General features: G+C 40.8%; 17 protein-coding genes and 3 tRNA genes. 10 read left to right on the top strand and 10 right to left on the bottom strand.

Annotated features, from left to right (window positions below; translation table 11 throughout):
• The 3 genes from ACU696_RS14435 to ppsR all read right to left on the bottom strand — a co-directional run.
• The coding region (locus tag ACU696_RS14435; RefSeq protein WP_447343131.1) for a TonB-dependent receptor plug domain-containing protein at positions 1-1,257 on the bottom strand (1,257 nt) is incomplete at its 3' end.
• A 369-nt stretch (positions 1,258-1,626) separates the two neighbouring features.
• Positions 1,627-2,676 (bottom strand): 3-deoxy-7-phosphoheptulonate synthase, encoded by a 1,050-nt coding sequence (locus ACU696_RS14430; RefSeq protein WP_196723491.1) that lies wholly within the window; start codon positions 2,674-2,676, stop codon positions 1,627-1,629.
• 123 nt (positions 2,677-2,799) lie between these two features.
• Positions 2,800-3,663 carry a posphoenolpyruvate synthetase regulatory kinase/phosphorylase PpsR gene (ppsR, locus tag ACU696_RS14425; protein ID WP_110731880.1) on the bottom strand — a complete coding sequence of 288 codons (864 nt, stop codon included), beginning with the start codon at positions 3,661-3,663 and terminating at the stop codon, positions 2,800-2,802.
• A gap of 262 nt (positions 3,664-3,925) precedes the next feature.
• Between ppsR and ppsA the strand changes: the two genes are divergently transcribed.
• Positions 3,926-6,304 (top strand): phosphoenolpyruvate synthase, encoded by a 2,379-nt coding sequence (gene ppsA / locus ACU696_RS14420; protein WP_109911260.1) that lies wholly within the window; start codon positions 3,926-3,928, stop codon positions 6,302-6,304.
• A 710-nt stretch (positions 6,305-7,014) separates the two neighbouring features.
• Here the strand turns inward: ppsA and ydiK are convergent.
• Positions 7,015-8,130 (bottom strand): AI-2E family transporter YdiK, encoded by a 1,116-nt coding sequence (gene ydiK, locus ACU696_RS14415; protein WP_109911261.1) that lies wholly within the window; start codon positions 8,128-8,130, stop codon positions 7,015-7,017.
• 256 nt (positions 8,131-8,386) lie between these two features.
• Here ydiK and ydiJ point away from each other — a divergent pair, with 256 nt between their 5' ends.
• From ydiJ to ACU696_RS14370, 9 genes are all read left to right on the top strand, one after another.
• Entirely contained in the window at positions 8,387-11,440 is a 3,054-nt protein-coding gene (ydiJ, locus tag ACU696_RS14410; RefSeq protein WP_196723492.1) for a D-2-hydroxyglutarate dehydrogenase YdiJ, read from the top strand.
• Entirely contained in the window at positions 11,440-11,856 is a 417-nt protein-coding gene (locus ACU696_RS14405; protein ID WP_109911263.1) for a hotdog fold thioesterase, read from the top strand. The genes ydiJ and ACU696_RS14405 overlap by 1 nt, the downstream gene beginning before the upstream one ends.
• Positions 11,857-12,265: 409 nt before the next feature.
• Positions 12,266-12,634, top strand: coding sequence for a Fe-S cluster assembly scaffold SufA (gene sufA / locus ACU696_RS14400; RefSeq protein ID WP_004910405.1), 369 nt, complete (start codon positions 12,266-12,268; stop codon positions 12,632-12,634).
• Positions 12,635-12,650: 16 nt separating this feature from the next.
• Positions 12,651-14,150 (top strand): Fe-S cluster assembly protein SufB, encoded by a 1,500-nt coding sequence (gene sufB, locus ACU696_RS14395; protein ID WP_109911264.1) that lies wholly within the window; start codon positions 12,651-12,653, stop codon positions 14,148-14,150.
• A gap of 45 nt (positions 14,151-14,195) precedes the next feature.
• Positions 14,196-14,942, top strand: a complete 747-nt coding sequence (gene sufC, locus ACU696_RS14390; RefSeq protein ID WP_109911265.1) for a Fe-S cluster assembly ATPase SufC — start codon at positions 14,196-14,198, stop codon at positions 14,940-14,942.
• On the top strand, positions 14,917-16,224 hold the full coding sequence (gene sufD, locus ACU696_RS14385) for a Fe-S cluster assembly protein SufD (protein WP_123382028.1): 1,308 nt from the start codon (positions 14,917-14,919) through the stop codon (positions 16,222-16,224). The genes sufC and sufD overlap by 26 nt, the downstream gene beginning before the upstream one ends.
• Positions 16,225-16,229: 5 nt before the next feature.
• Entirely contained in the window at positions 16,230-17,468 is a 1,239-nt protein-coding gene (gene sufS / locus ACU696_RS14380) for a cysteine desulfurase SufS (RefSeq protein ID WP_209101399.1), read from the top strand.
• Positions 17,469-17,501: 33 nt separating this feature from the next.
• Positions 17,502-17,918 (top strand): cysteine desulfuration protein SufE, encoded by a 417-nt coding sequence (gene sufE / locus ACU696_RS14375; RefSeq protein WP_004910417.1) that lies wholly within the window; start codon positions 17,502-17,504, stop codon positions 17,916-17,918.
• A gap of 225 nt (positions 17,919-18,143) precedes the next feature.
• A complete protein-coding gene (locus ACU696_RS14370) occupies positions 18,144-19,208 on the top strand; it encodes a L,D-transpeptidase family protein (protein ID WP_004910418.1) in 1,065 nt (354 codons plus the stop codon).
• Positions 19,209-19,305: 97 nt separating this feature from the next.
• Here the strand turns inward: ACU696_RS14370 and ACU696_RS14365 are convergent, their stop codons facing one another.
• The 6 genes from ACU696_RS14365 to ACU696_RS14340 form a co-directional block, all read right to left on the bottom strand.
• Positions 19,306-19,542: a major outer membrane lipoprotein gene (locus ACU696_RS14365; RefSeq protein WP_004263789.1), complete on the bottom strand. Its 237-nt coding sequence runs from the start codon at positions 19,540-19,542 to the stop codon at positions 19,306-19,308.
• Positions 19,543-19,958: 416 nt separating this feature from the next.
• Positions 19,959-21,371, bottom strand: coding sequence for a pyruvate kinase PykF (gene pykF / locus ACU696_RS14360; RefSeq protein ID WP_004910422.1), 1,413 nt, complete (start codon positions 21,369-21,371; stop codon positions 19,959-19,961).
• Between the two features lie 418 nt (positions 21,372-21,789).
• Positions 21,790-21,866 (bottom strand) — tRNA-Val (locus tag ACU696_RS14355).
• 31 nt (positions 21,867-21,897) lie between these two features.
• A tRNA-Val gene (locus ACU696_RS14350) sits at positions 21,898-21,974 on the bottom strand.
• Between the two features lie 30 nt (positions 21,975-22,004).
• Positions 22,005-22,081: transfer RNA gene (locus tag ACU696_RS14345), tRNA-Val, on the bottom strand.
• 158 nt (positions 22,082-22,239) lie between these two features.
• On the bottom strand, positions 22,240-23,613 hold the full coding sequence (locus ACU696_RS14340) for an MATE family efflux transporter (RefSeq protein WP_004910423.1): 1,374 nt from the start codon (positions 23,611-23,613) through the stop codon (positions 22,240-22,242).
• Between the last annotated feature and the right edge of the window lie 90 nt (positions 23,614-23,703).

The raw sequence follows: 23,703 nt of genomic DNA, 5'->3' as shown, positions 1-23,703 counted from the left end.
CGCAGAGAACGTGATAGGTAAGAGTTGTAATGTCATGTCATTGACTAGCCAACCTGAAGTATTAGTTAATGACGCTGCCGGGTAGCTAATCGCATATTGGTTTGATTTTTGTTGTTGTGCGTAATACTCAACTCCACTTTGGATATGATGATTTGCCCAGCGATACATTGGAATGGTGAAGCTATTGGCGAATTTAGTTCCATAGGTGTATTGATTTCGCCTTTCTGTACCGTACTCTTTGGGTTTTGTGGTGATCTTGACCGTGTCAGTTTGGTCTAGAGATAAATCACTATAGTAAATATCCCACTCAGCCTGCCAGTTAACGCTATTTTTAGGGGTAAAGTATTGGCTTATCGCGACATCAAATTGGCGACTGTTTCTTTCATGTGGTGTATTCGGATAACGCTCTTTGGTTGTTGGTTTACTGGGTTGTTTCACCCCTAAGCTTTCATTGCGATAATCTTTTAACTGAATTGCTAAAAGGTAAGAGGGAGTCGCTGTCCATGTGGTTTTTAGCATCCAATTATGAATATTTTCATGATTATCGATGTGTGCAAAATCAGGTGAGCCAATCAAATTTTTCTTGCGTTGACTGTAGCTGATTAATGTATCAAGAGTGTTGAGACGGCCGAATAGTGTTCCTCCTGCATAGTAACTATGTTCATTGTGATCTATACCGCTGAAAATACGGCCACCTAGATTTTGATTGGGTTTCAAAATATCAGTAGCATTTAATGTTTTGAAAGAGACTACACCTGCCAAAGCGCCACCGCCATGGTGTACCGAAGAGGAACCTTTATGGATATACACCTTTTTTACTAAAGTTGGGTCAATAAATGTTGCATCATATAGGCCTGAATTAAAGTCCTGAGTGATATTATCAACGGTTACTTTTACGCCTCGGGGATCATAGCCCCGCATTTGAATACTTTGCCCATAAGTACTATTGGAACCAGAGACAAACACCCCAGGTTGGCCTTTTAATAAATCAAGGGCGGATGTGGCGGCTTGCTGTTCGGGGGCTTGGGCATCAATAACCTCAACATTCTCTGCAACAGCAATTTTTTCTAAGTCATAAGGTGAGGTAGAAACGTGAATAATGTCGCGGGTATCCGTTGTTGACACTGCTTTTGCGGGTAATAAATTTTCAGCTAAGGCTGTGTTGTTAAACCCTGTCATTATAATGGTAGCTGCAATAGCGGAGAGTGGTATTTTATGTTCTTGATGAGTTGATGTAGGCATCGATTTAAACAGCATAGGAAATCCTTTCCTTTGGTTTCAAAATTTGCTGGCTGCCTGGATAAAATCTCTGGGTGGCATGCAATAAGTGTTCGCGTAGCGTATTTATTTGTTAGAACTATTTAGCACTGTAATGTTGTAGCGGATAGTCGGGCTGGGCTACAGGAAACCGAACGCATAAATTAGTTCGTAGTGAGAATTATTATCGTTAGCGTGGGGTGGGTCAAGACTTTTTTGGATTAAAATTCTATTTTTTTTTGATTAATTAGAGTATTATATCGTTTTAATTATATTTAAATAATAATTATTTCTGATTTAAATATAAAGAAGCCCTTTAGTAAACGAAACTAAAGGGCTTGTAATAGAAGAATTTTGGAATTATTGGGTTTATTTAAAGCGTGATTCAACAGCTTGAGCAAGAATTTCAATAAGTTGCTCGGTATCTTCCCAGCCAAGGCATGGGTCGGTAATTGATTGACCATAAACCAAAGGTTGGTCAGAAACCACTTTTTGCGTGCCTTCAACCAAGAAGCTTTCTGCCATTACACCACTGATAGAGGTAGAACCATCTTTTATTTGTTCAGCGATATCTCGAGCAACTTCGAGTTGTCGACGGTGAATTTTTTGGCAATTACCATGGCTGAAATCGACCACTAAATGCTCTGGTAATTCAAATTTACGTAGTTTGTCACAAGCTGCGGCTAAGTCACCGGCAGTGTAATTAGGTTGTTTACCCCCACGCATAATGATATGACCATGTGGATTACCACTAGTTTGGTAAATGGTCATTTGCCCGTTTTTATCTGGTGATAAAAACATATGCTGTGCCTTTGCAGCTCTTATTGCATCAATGGCAATATTAATATTACCGTCTGTGCCATTTTTGAAACCAACAGGACAAGACAATGCGGATGCCATTTCACGGTGAATTTGGCTTTCTGTTGTGCGAGCACCTATTGCTCCCCAACTAATCAGATCTGCAATATATTGCCCGGTGACCATATCAAGGAATTCGGTTGCCGTGGCTAACCCTAATTGGTTAACTTCAATTAATAATTTACGAGCTAACCGGATACCGGTATTAACTTGGCAAGAATTATCAAGGTTTGGGTCAGAAATTAACCCTTTCCAACCCACGACAGTACGTGGTTTCTCAAAGTAAGTTCGCATGACGATTTCTAAACGGTCTTGATGATGCTCTCTTAATGCGTTTAATTTTTTAGCGTATTCAATAGCCGCATCGATGTCATGAATCGAACAAGGGCCAACAATAACCAGTAAACGCGGGTCTTGACCGGATAATATTTGTTCTATGCGTTTGCGTGACGCTGTCACGTTTTCAGCGACTTTTTGGGAAATAGGAAACTCATCAGCGAGAGTTTGTGGGGTAATTAAGCTATCCACTCTCGCAGTACGTAATTCATCAGTTTTGTGCATTTTCTTTCTCAAAGAACTTTAATAGGCGTATGCCCTATAAGTGATTAAGATCACAATAAACGAATGTGGCGTAATTTCAACCTCCAACTTAGCTGGAATGAATATTTTTTTTATTTGTATTCATTAAAAGATTCGTCTTTGTAAGCCCATGGTATCAATCACTTTTGCGGAAATTTCTTCAACAGAGTAGTTAGTTGTATTTAAGTAATTGATTTTATTTTGTCTAAATAAAGCTTCAACTTCAGCTATCTCAATACGACATTGCCTTATGGAAGCATAGCGGCTATTTTCACGGCGCTCTTCACGGATGGCAGCTAACCGTTCAGGGCTGATAGTTAAACCGAACAATTTATGCGTATATGGGCGTAATGCGGCAGGTAACTGTAAGTTATCCATATCGTCAGCCGTAAATGGATAGTTTGCAGCTTGGATACCAAATTGCATCGCTAAATAGAGACTTGTTGGTGTTTTGCCACAACGTGAAACCCCTATCAGTATCACTTGGGCTTGATCCAGGTTTCGTAACGAAATCCCATCGTCGTGAGCCAGTGTATATTCAATGGCAGCGATACGTGCATCATATTGATTCATATTCTGCATAGATAAACCATGGGTTCGGTTAAGTTTGGGTTCAGGTTCTAGGCCGACTTCTTTTTGAATCGGGGCGACTAAGCTCTGAACGATATCTTGGCAGAACCCGGCACTTTGAGTGATGATTTGCTTTACTTCGGGGGAGATAATCGAATAGAACACCAAAGGGCGCAATTGCGTTTCTTGGAAGATAATATCAATTTTTTGTTTAATTTCCTGCGCGCGAGCTTCGCTTGTGACAAACGGCAGAGTATAAGAAATAAATGACAGCGGAAATTGAGAAAGTACGGCATGCCCCAAAGTTTCAGCGGTGATCGCTGTTCCATCTGAAATAAAAAAAACAGTGCGTTGAACTTGGCTTGCCATATTATTCATTGCTCCTAATTCGGTCATCATTATTTGTCTCTTATTGTATTTATCACTGGATATTGGGAGATATTATCTTTGTTTAAAGTTTAAAAATTAGTTTATAGGGGGAACTATAGCCATTTTTTGAACGATTTTTAGAACAAAAAAGTTTTCTTCAGTGATGGAACGATTCACCAGTCCATCTTCTCTTAGCGTCTGTGCTAGTCTATTTCACGAGGCGAATTTTCGCCAACGAGATTTTTTACGATTTGTACTCTGTCACTAAATTGCTATAAAAGGATCGCTTTCAATGTCCACAAATGGCCTCACTCCGTGTAATGTACTTTGGTATAACCAATTAGGGATGAATGATGTTGACCGTGTTGGGGGCAAAAATGCTTCTCTCGGTGAAATGATCACTAACTTATCTGATCTGGGAGTATCCGTACCTAACGGTTTCGCGACAACCGCACAGGCGTTTAATGATTTTCTGGAGCAGAGCGGTGTAAATCAGCGCATTTATAACCTGCTAGATGAAACGGATATTGATGATGTGAACCAACTGGCTGTAGCAGGTGCTCAGATCCGTCAATGGGTGATTGATACACCGCTGACGAAGGAGTTGGAACAAGATATTCGTGATGCATTCGCGCAACTGTCAGAAGGTGAAGCGGAAGCCTCATTTGCTGTCCGTTCATCGGCAACGGCTGAGGATATGCCTGACGCTTCGTTTGCAGGGCAACAGGAAACATTCCTTAACGTTCAAGGGATAGACGCAGTCTTAGTTGCGATTAAACACGTTTTTGCTTCATTATTTAATGACCGTGCGATTTCATATCGCGTTCACCAAGGTTATGACCACCGCGGTGTAGCACTTTCTGCGGGTGTTCAACGCATGGTACGTTCAGATTTAGCCTCGTCGGGTGTCATGTTTACGATTGATACTGAATCAGGTTTCGACCAAGTTGTATTTATCACTTCTGCGTATGGTTTAGGTGAAATGGTGGTACAAGGCGCCGTGAACCCTGACGAGTATTATGTCCATAAACCAACGTTAACCAGCAACCGCCCTGCGATTGTACGTCGTACACTGGGCTCAAAAAAATTACAAATGGTGTATGCCAATAGTAAAGAGCACGGTAAACAAGTACAAATCGAAGATGTGCCAGAGGCTCTACGCAATCGTTTCTCTTTGGCTGATCACGAAGTTGAAGAACTTGCACGTCAAGCTTTACAGATTGAAAAACACTACGGTCGCCCAATGGATATCGAGTGGGCAAAAGATGGTCATAATGGGCGTTTGTATATTGTTCAAGCAAGGCCAGAAACCGTTCGTTCTAATCAACAAGTGATGGAGCGTTACCAATTAAAACAACAAGGACAAGTTTTAGTTGAAGGGCGTGCAATTGGTCATCGTATTGGCTCAGGGGCGGTTAAAGTTATTCATAACTTGAGTGAAATGGATAGAATTCAGGCGGGGGATGTACTCGTTACCGATATGACCGACCCTGATTGGGAGCCAATCATGAAAAAAGCGGCTGCGATTGTTACCAATCGTGGTGGACGCACCTGCCATGCTGCGATTATCGCTCGTGAGTTAGGTATTCCAGCCGTTGTCGGTTGCGGTGATGCGACTGACCGTTTGCAAGAAGGCCAAGAGGTTACTGTCTCTTGTTCTGAAGGCGATACAGGCTTTGTATATGAAGGTAAACTTGCATTTGAAATTCACAGCTCTGAAGTGAGTGATATGCCAAGTCTAGATGTCAAAATTATGATGAACGTCGGTAACCCTGACCGTGCATTTGATTTTGCTTGTTTACCTAATGAAGGCGTGGGCTTAGCTAGGCTTGAATTTATCATCAATCGTATGATTGGTGTTCACCCAAGAGCGTTGCTGGAATTTGATAAGCAATCTCCTGAGCTACAAGCAGAAATTCGCCAAATGATGGCAGGTTATGATGACCCGATTGAATTTTATGTCGGTAAATTAACCGAAGGAATTTCGACTTTAGCCGCAGCCTTCTGGCCAAAACGCGTTATTGTCCGTTTATCTGACTTCAAGTCAAACGAATATGCCAACTTAGTCGGTGGGGATATTTATGAACCTGAAGAAGAAAACCCAATGTTAGGTTTCCGTGGTGCAGGGCGCTATGTGTCTGATAGCTTCCGTGCCTGTTTTGCATTGGAATGTGAAGCGGTTAAACGTGTTCGTAATACCATGGGCCTAACAAATGTTGAAATCATGATCCCATTCGTTCGCACGGTTGCACAGGCGGAAGCCGTAGTTGCAGAATTGGCTAAACATGATTTGAAACGTGGTGAAAATGGCTTAAAAGTTATTATGATGTGCGAAATCCCATCAAATGCTTTACTGGCTGATCAATTCCTCGAACATTTTGACGGTTTCTCTATCGGTTCGAATGATATGACTCAGTTAACATTAGGTCTTGATAGGGACTCGGGTGTTGTTTCTGAATTATTCGATGAACGAAATGATGCCGTGAAAGCGATGTTATCCATGGCAATACAGGCTGCAAAACGCCAAAATAAATATGTAGGCATTTGTGGGCAAGGGCCATCCGACCATCAAGATTTCGCTCAATGGTTGGTTGATGAAGGTATTGATAGTTTATCTTTAAACCCTGACACCGTTGTGCAAACATGGCTAACGATAGCTGAAAATCAATAACTATTTAGTTTTTTAATTATCAAGGCTGAATGTGAATAGCATTCAGCCTTTGTGTTTACTTAATCAAAGCTACCTATTATAGAAATTGATAACTTCTATAATAGGTAGTTTGATATTAAATAGTTTTGAATAAGTGGTTGTGTAATGCTTTTTAGGCATAAACAAACAATAAGCTAAATATAATTACCCTTATTATGCGTATTAAATTTAACAGGCAAGTTATGCTAAATAAGAGTAACGTAAGTTAATTAATTATATAACGCCAAAGGAGTATTATAACGGATAATAATGACAAAAATTGATGTTAATCAATAATTATAAAGTGATGTTCTGATTATGACATGAATAGTATTCATATTAAATAAAGATAAAAAAAAAGCCTATCATGGGCTGACAGGCAAAGACTACACACAGCAATTCAGTTAATAAAGCAACGCCTAAAGGGGGAAGGGCGCGGCTTCTTAGATCCATATGATTCAATAATTGAATATTAAACTATTCATATTATACAATCATTAAGAACACTCTCAATATTAATATTACTCATTGTTACTTAAAGAGAATTAATTCAATAGATTTATGTTAACATAAATTAGACTAAATACTAACGTTAGAATGTTAAATATTGTTTCTAAATATTAATGGAACTAGATTTATTAAGTTCGCAAGCATGTATAGCTTAAACATACCTGCGACTAATTGGCGGTATACTACTTTTTAATCGAAAACTCTTCCTCTAGAAACTTTTCAGTTTCTGTTAAGTCTTCATTCGGAACAGCGACTTCGTTCATCCAAGCTTTTAATAAGCTGTAAGAAACTGCTAATACAACCGGGCCGATAAACAAACCAATCATACCAAATGATAAAATTCCCCCAATAACACCAACAAGGATTAGAACCATGGGTAAGTCTGCGCCCATTTTAATTAACCATGGGCGAAGAACGCCATCCATAGTAGCGACAACGGCAGCCCAAATAGCCAAGATGATCCCCCAGGTCGTATCACCTGTCCAAAATAGCCATAACACGGAGGGGATCATGATTAATAAAGGCCCTAATTGAGCCACACAGCAAATAAACAATAGAACAGTCAAGATTGCTGCGTAACCGATACCAGAAAGAGCGAGGCCAATGCCACCGACAATGGCTTGAATGAGTGCAGTCACAACAACACCTAACGCAACGGCTCGAATAGATTGTGCGGCTAATACGACAGCTGCATCTCCACGGATCCCTGCAAGACGCACAGCAAAGTGGCGGATACCAACCATGACTGATTCGCCTTTAAGATAGAGTAAACCACTAAACAGCAGCATTAACATCAAGTGAAAAACAAATCTTCCTGCACTAATAGCTTGTGTGGCAAACCAACCTGCGGCTTGGCCAAAGTAGGGTTGAATTTTGGCAAGTAAAGCATTACCCCCACTGGCAACTAAGCTATGCCATGCATAGTAAATTTTTTCACCTACCATCGGGATAGTATTTAGCCATTCTAAATCAGGCAGCGTTAGGCTTGATGGTGATTTAGCTAAATCAATAAGTGGAGTACTATTTTCAATAATACTGCCAATTAGGATACCTAATGGGATAACGAATAATAGTAATATAAGAAGAACCATCACTAATGCAGCTAACCAGCGCTTGCGCCATAAGCGAGCTTCGAGTCTTAATAATAGTGGCCAAGTTGCAATTACCATCATTCCCGCCCATACAAAGCCAAGAATAAATGGATTAAGTACCCAAAAACAGGCTGCTATCATTAAAACGATGGATAATAGGCCGAAAATAAGTTTGGGAAGATCCAAGCGTTTTTGAGATTTTTCCATTAATGATTGATCCTTTGCAAATGAAAATTCTGCGTGTCTAGCAAATTTTTAGGTGAAAATAACGTAATTATTTTTCACGGTTAAAAAAAACAATATTGTGATATGGTTCATGATGACAATGTCATCAGCGGCTGTGCTGTCTTTACAGGCTGTGAAGATAACTCATCATAGACCTCAGACACTATTGTGCAACTTAAAATAAAGATAGTACATAACGAGTAATGCGAACACTAAACAACAAGAGTCATCGTTAATAATGATCCCGCGTATATCAGAAGCTCCTCATCTTAGTCATTTAGTTATTGAGTTCTTGCATGAGCTACAAGAACACGGTTTTACTGGGGATAACGGCACCAGCTATGCTGAGCGTTTATCCATGGCGACAGATAATAGTATTTACCAACTATTACCCCAAGCGGTTGTGTTTCCGCGTTCGAGTGCAGATGTACAAATAATCACTCGGCTTGCGGGGCAAGCGAAATTTCGTGAGCTTAGCTTTACCCCTCGGGGAGGGGGAACGGGAACTAATGGGCAATCCTTAACCGAAGGGATTGTTGTGGATATGTCCCGTTATATGAATCGAATTTTAGAAATAAACCCAGAGCAAGGTTGGGTTAAGGTTGAAGCAGGGGTCATCAAGGACCAATTAAATCAATATCTCAAGCCTTATGGCTATTTCTTTTCACCGGAGCTATCTACCAGTAACCGAGCAACGCTAGGTGGAATGATCAACACTGACGCATCAGGCCAAGGCTCATTAGTCTATGGTAAAACCTCTGATCACGTGTTAGGCGTTAAAGCCATGGTTTTAGGGGGAGAATGCTTAGATACACGTGCTATGCCTATCGAACTCGCCCAAACGATTGCGTCAGAAGATTCTACAGTGGGGCGTATTTATAAAACAGTGTTAGAGCGCTGCTTAGAGCAACGTTCTCTAATTGAAGAAAAATTTCCCAAATTAAATCGTTTCCTGACAGGGTATGATTTACGTCATGTGTTTAATGATGAGTTAACTGAATTTGACCTTACGCGCATTCTCACTGGCTCAGAAGGCTCTCTTGCTTTTATCACTGAAGCAACATTGGATATTACGCCACTTCCTAAAGTACGTCGTTTAGTGAATGTGAAATATGACTCATTTGAGTCTGCACTGCGTAATGCCCCCTTTATGGTGCAAGCCAAAGCGCTATCAGTTGAAACTGTGGATTCAAAAGTGCTTAACCTAGCGAAAGAAGACATCGTTTGGCATTCTGTTAAAGCCTTAATTACGGATGTGCCAAACAAAGAAATGTTAGGGTTAAACATCGTTGAATTTAGCGGCGATGATGAAGATGAAATCAATCAATTGACTGAAAGCTTGTGCCAACGCTTAGATGAATTAATGGCGAATAATCAAGCTGGGGTGATTGGCTATCAAACTTGCCATGATCTTGAAGATATTACGCGTATTTATAACATGCGTAAAAAAGCCGTGGGGCTGTTGGGTAACAGTAAAGGTGCGGCGAAGCCAATTCCATTTGTTGAAGATACCTGCGTTCCTCCTGAGCATCTTGCTGATTATATAGTGGAATTTCGTGCGTTATTAGACAGTCATAACTTAAATTATGGCATGTTTGGTCATGTGGATGCAGGAGTATTACATGTTCGTCCAGCGCTGGATATGTGCGATCCACAACAAGAAGTATTGATGAAACAAATTTCTGATGAAATTGTTGCATTAACTGCTAAATACGGTGGGTTGTTGTGGGGGGAACATGGGAAAGGTTTTCGTGCACAATATAGTCCTGAATTTTTTGGTGATGAGCTATACGGTGAGTTGCGCAATATCAAAGCGGCATTTGACCCCGATAACCGCTTAAATCCGGGGAAAATTTGCCCACCTGCGGGGTTGGATGCACCGATGAAGCAGGTTGATGGCATCAAACGAGGAACGTATGACCGACAGATACCAGTCCAAATGCGCCAAGAATTCCGTGGTGCAATGGAGTGTAATGGTAATGGGCTGTGTTTTAATTTTGATGTGAAGAGCCCGATGTGTCCATCCATGAAGGTGAGTGGTCAACGAATTCATTCTCCAAAAGGCCGTGCGACACTTGTTCGTGAGTGGCTAAGGCTATTAGCTGAACAAGGTGTTACACCAGAACACCTTGAAAAGGGCATTACACAAGACCAATCGTCATTGCGTGGGCTGATAGAAAAAACACGTAACACTTGGCGCGCTAAACAAGGTGATTATGACTTCTCTCATGAAGTGAAAGCCTCAATGGCAGGATGTCTTGCCTGTAAAGCCTGCTCAACGCAATGCCCAATTAAAATTGATGTCCCATCATTTAGAGCTAAGTTTTTAGCGTTGTATCATGGGCGTTATTTGCGTCCTATTCGCGATTATATTGTTGCAAATGTTGAAGCGAGTGCACCTTTATTTTCCAAAGTGCCCGGCGTATTTAATTTCTTTTTGCGTCAACCGGTGGTGCAAAAACTGAGTCAACATACTATCGGTATGGTGGATTTGCCGTTGTTCTCTCAACCAACATTAAAACAAGAACTTTCAGGTCATGCAGCGGTTTCTGTCACGCTTGAACAACTTGAAAGTATGACGGATTCACAACGTGAAAAACATGTGCTGGTGGTTCAAGACCCTTTCACTAGTTATTACGATGCCAAAGTGGTGGCAGATTTTGTCCATTTAATTGAGAAATTAGGTCTTAAGCCTGTGTTGCTACCGTTCTCGCCGAATGGAAAAGCACAACACATCAAAGGCTTTTTAGCGAAGTTTGCTAAAACGGCTCGTAAGACGGCAGATTTTTTAAATCGAGTGGCAAGATTGCAGTTGCCAATGGTCGGTGTTGACCCCGCACTAGTACTTTGTTATCGCGATGAATATCATGAAATTTTAGGCAAAGACCACTGCCAATTTACGGTGATGTTAGCGCATGAATGGTTAATGACATTGCCTGAACCACACAATGTGCAAACCACATCGACCCAGCCGTGGTATTTTTTCGGTCATTGTACTGAATCAACGGCTTTACCTAATAGTGCGAATCAATGGGCGGTGTTATTTGCACGCTTTGGGCAAACATTAAATAATGTTAGTGTTGGCTGTTGTGGCATGGCTGGGACTTATGGGCACGAAGTGGCCAATCTTGAAAATTCAAAAGGAATATATAACTTATCGTGGAAGGAGGCGATGTCTTCTTTGCCAAAAGAACGTTGTTTAAGTTCAGGTTATTCCTGTCGTAGCCAAGTTAAACGCATGGAAAATGTATCGATAAAACATCCGATTCAAGCGCTGCTGGAGATAGTTTAATGATTTGGAAACGTCAATTTAATTTGCAGCAACTCGCTGAAATGTCAAAAACCTGCATGTTAGGGCATCTCGGTATTGAAATCACGGCAATTGGCGATGATTATTTAGAGGGGATAATGCCTGTTGATCATCGCACCAAACAGCCTTTTGGGTTATTGCATGGCGGTGCTTCTGTTGTATTAGCTGAATCCTTAGGTTCAATTGCGGGTTATATGTGCTCGGAAGGAGAACAAAAGGTGGTCGGGTTGGAAATCAATGCCAATCATGTTCGTGCTGCTCGCTCAGGGGTTGTTAAGGGTATTTGTAAACCTATCTATTTAGGGCGCCGTCAGCAGGTATGGAATATTGAGGTTTTCAATGAGCAAGGCAAATTGTGTTGTACTTCTCGCCTGACAACCGCCGTATTATTTGAATAATAACCATTTTAATTGCAGGGTTTTTTGGCTAAGGAAAGGTCAGAAAACCCGATAAAACCCTTTATTTTGTATGGTTTTATGCCCATTCTTTCTATAAATTCATTTTTTATCAAGTTAATTAAGTTGTATAATAAATGCACCTTTATTAATTTGTGTCATTAAGTGTATTATTTAGTACAAATTTAAATAAAAAACACAACTCTACTTATTTATTGTTTATCAATGGGTTAAGCTTGTTTTTTTGTAATTTTGTTTGTTTTATAATCTGAAAATGAACAAAAAAAGAGCTATAATAGCTATAACCTCTTAAAACAAATGGTTGAAGTCAATTAGCTAATCATTACCATAGGGTAGGCAGAGTTAATCTCCTGATAACAGGCTGAAAAGCCATAAGAAATGTGGGGTCAATATGACTGACGGTGTAGAGACATTTTCATTTGATGAAAACAATTGGCAGGGAGTTAGCCTGACACAAAGCGCTGCAAAACAAATCAAAAAATTGATGGTGCAAAACCCAAATACAAAAGGGCTTTCACTCGGCGTAAAACAGTCTGGCTGCGCAGGTTTCGGTTATGTGTTTGAAATGATCGAAAACCCAACAGACCAACACCTGTTATTTGAACTCGATGGCGCACACCTTTATGTGCCAAAAGAAGCAATGCCATTTATTGATGGCACAGTCGTTGATTTTGTCCAAGAAGGGCTGAATCAAATTTTCAAATTTAATAACCCGAAAGCCCAACATGCCTGTGGGTGTGGTGAAAGCTTCGGCGTTTAACATGTGAAGTCAGATTATGTCACAGAGCAATGTAGAAGTTGGCGATGATGTTCAAAGCTGGCTTGATGACCAGCGTTATAAAGAAGGCTTCTTTACCGAAGTCGCAACGGATGAAATGGCGAAAGGCATTAACGAAGATGTTATTCGTGCAATTTCAGCTAAACGTAATGAGCCTGAGTGGATGCTCCAATTCCGTCTTGATGCCTTTAATCACTGGAAAGGCATGGAAGAACCTCATTGGCTTAAAGCAAATTACCCAAATCTCGATTACCAAGACTATAGCTATTACTCTGCGCCATCTTGTGGCTCATGTGATGATACCTGTGGTTCGCAATCTGGTGCTACACAAGGCACAGGTGTGGCGGAAACCAATAATTATTTAACGGCTGAAGTTGAAGAAGCCTTTAACCAATTAGGCGTTCCTGTACGTGAAGGGAAGGCCGTTGCGGTTGACGCCATTTTTGACTCGGTCTCAGTATCTACAACTTACCGTGATGACTTAGCGAAACATGGTGTTATTTTTTGTTCGTTTAGTGAGGCTATTCAAGAATACCCTGAACTGGTACAGAAATATCTCGGGTCAGTCGTTTCGAGCCATGATAACTTTTTTGCTGCATTAAATGCGGCAGTGGCTTCAGATGGTACCTTTGTGTATGTACCAAAAGGCGTACACTGCCCAATGGAGCTATCAACGTATTTTAGGATCAACGCAGCCAAAACCGGCCAGTTTGAGCGCACGATTTTAATTGCTGATGAAGGTAGCTATGTGAGCTATATCGAAGGGTGTTCTGCACCTGTTCGTGATAGTTATCAGCTCCATGCGGCGGTTGTTGAAGTTATTATTCATAAAGATGCCGAAGTTAAATATTCGACTGTCCAAAACTGGTTCTCCGGTGGAGATAGCGAAGCCGGTGGGATCCTAAACTTTGTGACTAAGCGTGCATTGTGTGAAGGTGATAATTCAAAAATGTCATGGACACAGTCAGAAACTGGCTCTGCCATCACATGGAAATACCCAAGCGTTATCCTTAAAGGAGACAACTCTGTCGGTGAATTTTACTCCGTTGCATTAACGAACGGCAATCAACAAGCGGATACAGGAACGAAAATGATCCATATCGGGAAAAATACCCGTTCAACGATCATTTCTAAGGGTATTTCTGCAGGTAAAAGCCAAAACAGTTATCGCGGTTTAGTGAAAATTCTACCGAGTGCACATAACGCTCGTAACTTTACCCAATGTGACTCTATGTTAATTGGCACCCAATGTGGTGCACATACATTCCCATATGTGGAAGTTAAGAATAATACGGCACAACTTGAACATGAAGCGACAACCTCACGTATTGGGGAAGACCAGTTATTTTACTGTTTACAACGTGGTATCAGCGAAGACGATGCAATTTCAATGATTGTAAATGGTTTCTGCAAAGATGTGTTCTCGGAGCTTCCATTAGAATTTGCCGTAGAAGCACAAAAATTACTGGCGATCAGCTTAGAGCACAGCGTTGGCTGATCCTAATCGAGTTTATTTGCGCTAAAGCGCTAAAGGCATGTAAATATGTTAAGTGTTAAAGATTTACACGTGAGTGTAGAAGGTAATGAGATTTTAAAAGGGTTATCTCTGGAGGTAAAACCAGGGGAAGTTCACGCCATTATGGGGCCAAATGGCTCTGGTAAAAGTACATTATCCGCCACACTTGCTGGCCGCGAAGAGTATGAAATTGATAGCGGTGAAGTGACGTTTAAAGGTAAAGACCTATTTGCACTAGATCCAGAAGAGCGTGCAGGGGAAGGTGTTTTCCTTGCATTCCAATACCCTGTTGAAATTCCAGGGGTCAGTAACCAATTTTTCTTACAAACGGCAGTCAATGCGGTTAGAGAATATCGTCAGCAAGAAGCATTAGATCGTTTCGATTTTCAAGATTTTATTGAAGACAAAATCAAATTATTAGAAATGCCAGAAGATTTACTTGCACGTTCTGTCAACGTAGGTTTCTCCGGTGGTGAGAAAAAACGTAATGATATCTTGCAGATGGCAGCTCTAGAGCCTCAATTGTGTATTCTCGATGAAACTGACTCTGGTTTAGATATTGACGCGTTGAAAATTGTGGCTAATGGCGTGAATTCATTACGTTCGCCTGAGCGTTCTTTTATCATCGTAACCCACTATCAGCGTATTTTAGATTATGTGAAGCCTGACTTTGTCCACGTGTTATATCAAGGGAAAATCATCAAATCAGGTGATTTCAGTTTAGCGAAAAAACTGGAGGAGCAGGGTTATGGCTGGCTTATTGACCAACAGTGAAAGAGCACAAAAACGTGCGGAAGTTGCGAAGCTTAACGAGCAAGCAATGTCACGTTTTTCTGAATTATTTGAACTACGACATGGTGCGAATTCTCAACATGCTAAAACCCATTGGGAAATAGCAAAACAAGTTGGTTTACCTGTGTTTCGCCATGAAGATTGGCACTATACTCCACTAAATACTGTACTTGAGACTCAGTATCGTTTTAGTGATGGTGATGTTGTAGCACAAGACTGCGAAGCACTGGCTCTGCCAATTGATGCATATCGCCTTGTTTTAATTGATGGGCGTTATAGCTCTGCATTGAGCTCTATTGATATGGGGCCATTCCAAGTGGCTTTGCTTGATAACCAAGACTTGCTTCCTTCGCCTGTAAATAGCGAGATTTTTTTGCATTTAACCGAAAGCTTGGCTGTACAACCGTTAGTCGTCCATCTTGCAGCAAATAAAATAGCAGAAAAGCCATTGTACCTGCTCAATATTTCAACGGGTAGCGACGATAAACAGACCACCAATATTAGCCAGTATCGGTACCATTTAACCTTGGATGCAAACAGTAAAGCCCAAGTTATTGAGCATTATGTTAGTTTGAATGAGCAAAGGCACATGACTGGTAGTCGTTTAACAGTTGAAGTCGGTGATAACGCAGACTTTAGTCACTTTAAGTTAAATGTTGAAAATGGCCAAGCTCAGCATTTTGCTCACAATGATATTGTTATTGGGCGCGATAGCCGTGTGAAAAGTACCAGTTTTTTACTTGGCGCATTATTAACACGAAACCATACAAGTGCTCGCCTTGACGGTGAAAATACTGAGTTTGAACTCAACAGTATACTGCTGCCTAAAGGCAATGAAATTGCTGATACTCGTACGTATTTAGAGCACAATAAAGGTTACTGCAATAGCCGTCAATTACATAAAGTGATTGCGATGGATAGCAGTAAAGCTGTCTTTAATGGCATGATCAAAGTCGCACCCAACGCATTAAAAACAGATGGTCAAATGACTAACAACACATTGTTGTTAGGTGAAAAAGCAGAAATTGATACTAAACCTCAGCTTGAAATTTATGCAGATGACGTAAAGTGTGGTCACGGTGCAACGGTCGGTCGTATTGATGACGAACAACTGTTTTATCTGCGCTCAAGAGGAATTGAGGGTAAGGCAGCAAAACATATGATTATTATCGCATTTGCTGCGGAACTTACGGAATCTATTGAATCGGAAGAGTTAAAACACGCTGTGATGGCAAACATCCGCCAGCGCTTAGCGGAGGTTTAATATCCATGCTATTCAATGTCGCTTCAGTAAGGCAGGATTTTCCTGCCTTATCACAGTCAGTCAATAATCATCCGCTGGTTTATTTAGATAGCGCCGCAAGTGCACAAAAGCCTTTGCAAGTTATTGAAATAGAAAGTGAGTTTACGTTACATCAGTATGCCGCGGTTCACCGCGGTATACATACTCTCAGTGCAAATGCGACGACAATGATGGAGGAGGTTCGTCAAAAAGCCGCCGCTTTCATTCACGCAGCTTCAAATGAAGAAATCGTGTTTGTTAAAGGCACAACGGAAGGTATTAACCTTGTTGCAAATAGTTTTGGTCGAAAGTATTTCCATGAAGGGGACAATATTGTCATCACTGAAATGGAGCACCATGCGAATATTGTACCTTGGTATATGTTAGCTGAGGAAATTGGCTTTGAAATTCGAATTATCCCAATTTCTGACGATGGTAGACTGCAATTAGATGTATTAAATGATGTCATTGATTCACGTACGCGATTATTGAGCTTTACACATATCTCTAATGTATTGGGAACAGTTAATCCCGTACAGGATATCATTAAACAAGCTCGAGCGATTGCGGCTTCAAAAGGTGGAGAGATCGCGATATTGGTCGATGGCGCGCAAGGTGCAATGCATCAGCAGGTTGATGTGCAAGCCTTAGACTGTGATTTCTATGTGTTTTCAGGGCATAAGTTATATGGCCCGACAGGTATTGGTATCCTTTATGGCAAAAAAGCTATTTTGGATATGATGCCACCATGGGAGGGCGGTGGGGCAATGATCCGTCAAGTCAGCCTGACCAAAGGGATCACTTTTGCTGATGCGCCATGGCGCTTTGAAGCAGGAACACCGAACGTTAGCGCAATTATTGGGTTAGGGGCGGCATTCGATTATTTAAACGCACTTAATTTACCTGATGTATTTGCTCATGAAGCTGAAGTAATGGCATATGCTTCTAAGAAATTGCAAGAAATACCATCAGTTATATTATATGGCAATGACCAACGGGAAGGCGTTTTGGCGTTTAATTTAGGCCAGCACCATGCCTATGATGTGGGTTCTTTTCTAGATAGATATGGTATTGCTATCCGTACTGGCCATCACTGTGCTTTACCATTAATGGAACATTATCACGTTCCTGCTATGTGCCGTGCTTCTGTGGGGATATACACCACGAAAGAAGAAATCGATTCTTTATACAATGCGTTACAGCGCATTAAAAAATTGTTAGGCTAAGCACATAAGAAATATATGGTAAAGGAACTGAGCATGCCCGCATTACCCGATGAAAATAAGTTATTACGTAATTTCTCCCGTTGTCAGGACTGGGAGGAACGCTATCTCTATATGATAGAGCTAGGGGGACGTTTACCTGAACTCTCAGAGGTACAAAGAAGCGATAATAATTTAATCGCAGGGTGCCAAAGCCAAGTGTGGATTGATATGCAAAAACAAGCAGACGGGACAATTACGTTTGCAGGTGATAGCGATGCTGCAATCGTTAAAGGGTTAGTTGCTATTGTGATTATCCTTTTTCAAGGCAAAACGGCGCAACAAATACTCGCACTCGATGTGAAGTCATTTTTTGAACAACTTGCATTGGAGCAACATTTAACACCTTCGCGAACTCAAGGTTTAAATGCGATGATCCGTACAATTTTATCGCGTGCGGCACAATTAGTATGATCCTACCGAGGGAGCGTTATGCTCCCTTACTTATTTTACTTCTTGGTTATTATTTTTATTCGACCAGTCCATTAAAGTGATTGTATTTGGCTATCATAAAAAGACTACTACCTTATTAATACTTAATAAAAATATTTAATTAGTATTAAAGATATGAAGGATAGTTGCTATTATGAACAATAATCATTGAATTATTGTAAGAACACTATTTTCCTTGGAGTAGGTATGAAAAGAGTTTTGACGGTGGCAAGTTTATTTGTCATGAGCGCCTTATTGGCTCCAGCTCAAGCAAAAGAATATCCATTACCTGACAGTAACACTCGTCTTATCGGGGAAAATTACACGTATATCGTCCCCAATGATGGGCGACCATTGGAGGCCATTGCAAGTGAGCACCAAATCGGTCTACTCGGTATGCTTGAAGCAAACCCAGGAACAGACCCGTACCTTCCTGAAGCGGGTAAAGAACTCATCATTCCAGCACAAATGTTGTTACCATCAACACCAAGAACGGGAATTGTGATTAACCTGGCGGAGCTGCGTTTATATTATTACCCTGCGAACAGTGAGGAAGTGATTGTTTATCCTATCGGTATCGGCCAGTTAGGTCGCGACACACCTGAAATGGTGACTTCAGTAAGTCAGTCAATTAAAGATCCTACATGGACACCAACGGCGAATATCCGTAAAAATTACGCTAAAGAAGGTATAACTCTTCCAGCCGTCGTTCCAGCAGGGCCTGAAAATCCAATGGGCTTGTATGCATTACGCCTAGCGTATGGGCGTGGTGAATATCTGATACACGGCACTAATGCGGATTTTGGTATTGGTATGCGAGTGAGCTCCGGTTGTATTCGTTTACGTCCTGATGATATCGAAGCATTATTTAAAACAGTACCAAAAGGAACTCGTGTCCAAGTTATTGATCAGCCTGTCAAATACTCCAAAGAAACTGATGGCAGTTATTACATTGAGGTGCATCAGCCATTGTCACGAACAAGCGGTGATGACCCACAAACCATGCCAATCAAGCTGTCTGACGATTTCAAGCGTTTTCTAGAAAATGAAGGGATTGATAAGGCTTTAGTGGAAAAAGAGCTAGCAAGGCGTTCTGGTATGCCTGTGCGTGTAAATAATGATCAGAGTAATGGTATCCCTGAAGATGAAACACAACACCAAGGTTTAGTACCTATTGAGCCATTCTCGATTTCACAGCCAGAACCCATCTATGACGGTAAAGTTGGGGCCTTGCTACCTGCGAAATACCGCTCTTCTGTTGTAACTCAATAACCCTGACCAAATAATAAGGGCCTATTTTCATAGGCCCTCATAAATGCTACTAGCTTCAAAGAAGGATCTTTAAGACTAGATTATCGCCAAATCGAACTTATTTTTTGTAAGTACGAACTTGGTTATCCAGACGTTGGTTAGCACGTGCTGCTTCTTCTTGAGCTGTCTGTACGTCAGAGCGCAGAGACTGAACGTCGTTGCTCAGTTGATCAACTTTACCATTCAGAGTTTGCACATCTGAAGAGAGTTTTTGCACTTCAGTGCTGTTAGAACAACCCGCTAGTAATGCTGAAGCTAATACGATAGAGCCCAGTACAATTTTAGTACGAATCATTATTTTACCCTCTAGATTGATTTATCTTGAAAATATAAAAAAGCAAGTCACCAAACAATAGAGCTAAGCTTGTTATCTTAAAGCTTGCTATATCCCTTTAAAACAACCTAATGAAAATTAGGGTATGGCACTTACTATGTCTTATGCTAGTACTAAATATGAAGTTTTGCTAGAAATACTTTATATTTAGTACTAGGAAAAAGAAGAAAAATTTAAATTAAGATCAATGAAGGTTGTTATTTGACCAATTTAAGTGGGGTTTATGATATTACACTTAAAATGCAATAAGATATTTACTAGAGAAAAGTAAATAAAGGGATAGTTACATCAAGGCAGCACTAAATGTTAAATCTAAATAAAAAGGCCGATAGCTAAAATAATCACTATCGGCCTTTTAGAAGACAATTAAAGACTAATTAAAGTACGTGAACTGAAGATGTATTGGTTGTTCCGCTTTGTACTAATGCGCCAGAGACCATTACAACCGCATCACCAGAAACAGCTAAACCACTTTCTAGAGCTGCGCGTTTACCTTCACGATAAAAGTCATCTGTAGAAGTAAAACCACCAACTATCATTGGGATCACACCTTTAACTAACAGTAACTGGCGTGCAGTTTCTTCATTGGTAGTTAACGCTAAGATTGGTGCAGTAGGGAAATACTTACGGACAGACTTAGCCGATTTACCGCCATAAGTTGCAACAACGATTAATGGGACATCTAATTTTTCAGACATTTCCACCGCACCACGACATACAGCCTCAGTGACACGTAGGCGTTGGCTTGGTTTTTGGTTATCGATGCGAGTTTGCATTACACGGTCTGTACGTTCACAGATAGTTGCCATAATGGTAACAGCTTCTACCGGGTATTTACCTTTAGCACTTTCACCAGACAACATAACCGCATCAGTGCCATCTAAAATAGCATTGGCAACGTCACCCGCTTCCGCGCGAGTAGGGCGTGGGTTTTTGATCATTGAATCAAGCATCTGGGTTGCTGTGATCACGACTTTGCGTGCTGCAACACATTTTTCAATCATCATTTTTTGTGCAAAAATAACTTCTTCAACTGGGATTTCAACGCCTAAATCACCACGAGCGACCATGATGCCGTCAGAGGCTTCTAAAATCTCATCAAAGTTATTTAAACCTTCTTGGTTTTCAATTTTAGAAATAATTTGGATGTTCTCGCCACCGTGTTTTTTCAGGTGAGCTCGAATTTCTTCAACATCTGAGCGCTTACGAATAAATGAAGCAGCAACAAAATCAACACCTTGCTGGCAACCAAAGACTAAGTCTTCTTTATCTTTTTCTGCTAATGCTGGAAGGCCAATTGAAACGCCTGGCAGGTTAACCCCTTTTTTCTCACCGAGGTCACCGTTATTTAAAACTTCACAAACAACTTCAGTTGCAGTGACATTAGTCACTTTCATACCAATTAAGCCATCATCAACTAATACGGTATTGCCAACTTTCAAATCTGAAGTTAAACCCGCATAGGTCACCGCAACTTTATCTTTATTACCTACCACAGAGGTATCGGTAGTAAATGTAAAAGTTTGGCCAGCAACGAGAGAAACGTCGTTACCACCTTCCAATTTCATGGTGCGGATTTCAGGCCCTTTAGTATCTAGCAAAATAGCAGCTTGTTTACCTGTTTTTGCACAAACAGCGCGAAGGTTTTTGATACGTTGACCGTGTTCTTCGTAGTCACCGTGAGAGAAATTGAGACGCATGACGTTCATGCCTGCATCAAGGAGTTGGGTCAGTTTTTCTTCTGATTCGGTTTTTGGACCGATAGTACAAACAATTTTGGTTTTTTTCATGGCAGTCTATCTAATGTTATAAAGGAAATCGGTATTGCCGCCGATGCTTAGTACATTTAATAAGTCGTGCGCAGGGTAAATTTTGTTGCGCAACTCATTTATAAGAATAGGCGACAGTCTGGTGTTTAATGCATTTTTACACTTAAATTTGTCACATTTTGATTCTTATTATAGTGTAGATGACAAATTCAATTAAAGCTAACGTATTGATTTATTACTGTTGAAACCTTTCAGCCAATGTGAGTATTATAGACAACAAAAAACTGTGAGACAAATCAAATTTTATTAAATTAAAAGAAGAAGGCGTTCAGATCAAAAATTCAGTTGATATTAGGCTGTTAATTTGTTGCGCAACAAAATAAGGGAATAATAATAGACAATCAAGAGAAATTTTAGTGGGGTAGGAAGATAAATTAAATGGTGCGTCCGAGTAGACTCGAACTACCGACCCCCACCATGTCAAGGTGGTGCTCTAACCAACTGAGCTACGGACGCACTGAGAGACTTGATTTGTGTTAATTTGAAATGGTGCGTCCGAGTAGACTCGAACTACCGACCCCCACCATGTCAAGGTGGTGCTCTAACCAACTGAGCTACGGACGCGCTGAAAATTAACATTGTGTTCACTAGAAATGGTGCGTCCGAGTAGACTCGAACTACCGACCCCCACCATGTCAAGGTGGTGCTCTAACCAACTGAGCTACGGACGCATCTAAAAGTTATCTAGGTGACAACGGGGATGAATATTAACGTTATGAAGTTCATCTGGCAAGGGGAAAATGTATTTTCGTGATAGTTTGCTCGTATTTAAAACTATCTGGTGCGAAATACATCTTCTCCCATAATAAAAAGCTTAAAAAACCGTCGATTAGCGCGCTGAACGAAGTAAAACAACATCCTCTGTCTGCTTATGGATCCACATAATTCGTGTCGCCATTCCTATTGCAGCCGCACTCAAACCAATAATAAAGCCAATCCAGAAGCCTTTAGGCCCCATCGCCGGTGCAATGATATCAGTTAACGCTAAGATATAGCCGGAAGGTAAGCCAAGTAACCAATATGCAGTGAAGGTAATAAAGAAAATAGAACGCGTATCTTTATAGCCACGTAAAATGCCCGCACCAATAACTTGCACAGAGTCTGACAACTGATAAATAGCGGCGTATAGCATTAAACTACTAGCTAAAACAACCACCTCGGGGTTTTTGTTATACATCATTGCAATCGGCTCACGGAAGACGGCTGTGAGAACCGCGGTAAAACAAGCGACCATTAAGCCAACAGCAATGCCAGTATAAGATGAAACTTTAGCCGCTTCAGTTGATTTCTGTCCCAAGTTGTAACCTACGCGAATGGTTGCAGCTATTCCTAATGATAATGGGAACATAAACATCACAGAGCTGAAATTCAACGCAACTTGGTGACCAGCTACTGCGACAACACCTAATGGAGCGACTAGCAGTGCAACGACAGCAAATAAAGTGACTTCAAAGAAAAGTGCCAGACCAATTGGTGTACCTAACACAATAATTCGCTTCAAGATTAATGGATTTGGCGATGTGAAAGAGAGTGTAGGGCGAATATCACGCTGCGCAGTAGCACGTTTCACATACCATCTCATCATCAGACACATAGCCCAATACACTGATGCGGTGGCGACACCGCAACCAACACCACCTAAAGCGGGGGCACCAAAGTGACCATAGATAAAGATATAGTTAATGGGAATATTAATCATTAAGCCGAGAAAACCAATCACCATCCCCGGCTTGGTTTTTGAAAGCCCTTCACATTGGCTACGATATACTTGATAAAATAAGTAGCCTGGCGCACCCCACATAATAGCATGTAAAAAACGGACAGATTTATCCGCCAATTCTTTATCAATATGGGGCATATTACTAATAATTAGCTGACTATTATAAAGAAGGCACATAATACCTAAGGCTAAAAGTAGCGCTAACCACAGGCCCTGCTGAATTTGGTCACCAATTAAGTTACGACGACCTGACCCATTCATTTGTGCAACGATTGGGGTTAATGCCATTAAAATCCCTTGGCCAAAAAGAATAGCTGGCAGCCAGATGGAAAAACCAACTGCAACTGCGGACATCTCAATTTCACTAACGCTTCCAGCCATAACTGTATCCACAAACCCCATCGCAGTTTGTGAAAATTGAGCTAAAACGATAGGAATACCAAGTGCCAACAAGCTACGCGCTTCTGTAAAATATTTCTGCACGCATACACCTTTGTAATAAAAGCAAGTAAGAGGAAAAAAATTAGAAAAATAAGTGAGTTACTTAAAACTCATTGATTATTAAAAACCGCT

Source organism: Providencia sp. PROV_01 (assembly GCF_053098325.1).
Note: the sequence above shows the minus strand (reverse complement) of the source record. Positions and strands in the feature narration are given on the sequence as shown.

Coding starts and splice junctions, on each gene's coding strand:
- sufD (WP_123382028.1), top strand. CDS start 14,917: ATGGCTGGCTTATTGACCAACAGTGAAAGAGCACAAAAACGTGCGGAA.
- ACU696_RS14405 (WP_109911263.1), top strand. CDS start 11,440: ATGATTTGGAAACGTCAATTTAATTTGCAGCAACTCGCTGAAATGTCA.
- ydiK (WP_109911261.1), bottom strand. CDS start 8,130: ATGGAAAAATCTCAAAAACGCTTGGATCTTCCCAAACTTATTTTCGGC.
- ppsA (WP_109911260.1), top strand. CDS start 3,926: ATGTCCACAAATGGCCTCACTCCGTGTAATGTACTTTGGTATAACCAA.
- ACU696_RS14370 (WP_004910418.1), top strand. CDS start 18,144: ATGAAAAGAGTTTTGACGGTGGCAAGTTTATTTGTCATGAGCGCCTTA.
- sufE (WP_004910417.1), top strand. CDS start 17,502: ATGCCCGCATTACCCGATGAAAATAAGTTATTACGTAATTTCTCCCGT.
- sufB (WP_109911264.1), top strand. CDS start 12,651: ATGTCACAGAGCAATGTAGAAGTTGGCGATGATGTTCAAAGCTGGCTT.
- sufA (WP_004910405.1), top strand. CDS start 12,266: ATGACTGACGGTGTAGAGACATTTTCATTTGATGAAAACAATTGGCAG.
- sufC (WP_109911265.1), top strand. CDS start 14,196: ATGTTAAGTGTTAAAGATTTACACGTGAGTGTAGAAGGTAATGAGATT.
- ydiJ (WP_196723492.1), top strand. CDS start 8,387: ATGATCCCGCGTATATCAGAAGCTCCTCATCTTAGTCATTTAGTTATT.
- ppsR (WP_110731880.1), bottom strand. CDS start 3,663: ATGATGACCGAATTAGGAGCAATGAATAATATGGCAAGCCAAGTTCAA.
- ACU696_RS14365 (WP_004263789.1), bottom strand. CDS start 19,542: ATGATTCGTACTAAAATTGTACTGGGCTCTATCGTATTAGCTTCAGCA.
- pykF (WP_004910422.1), bottom strand. CDS start 21,371: ATGAAAAAAACCAAAATTGTTTGTACTATCGGTCCAAAAACCGAATCA.
- sufS (WP_209101399.1), top strand. CDS start 16,230: ATGCTATTCAATGTCGCTTCAGTAAGGCAGGATTTTCCTGCCTTATCA.
- ACU696_RS14430 (WP_196723491.1), bottom strand. CDS start 2,676: ATGCACAAAACTGATGAATTACGTACTGCGAGAGTGGATAGCTTAATT.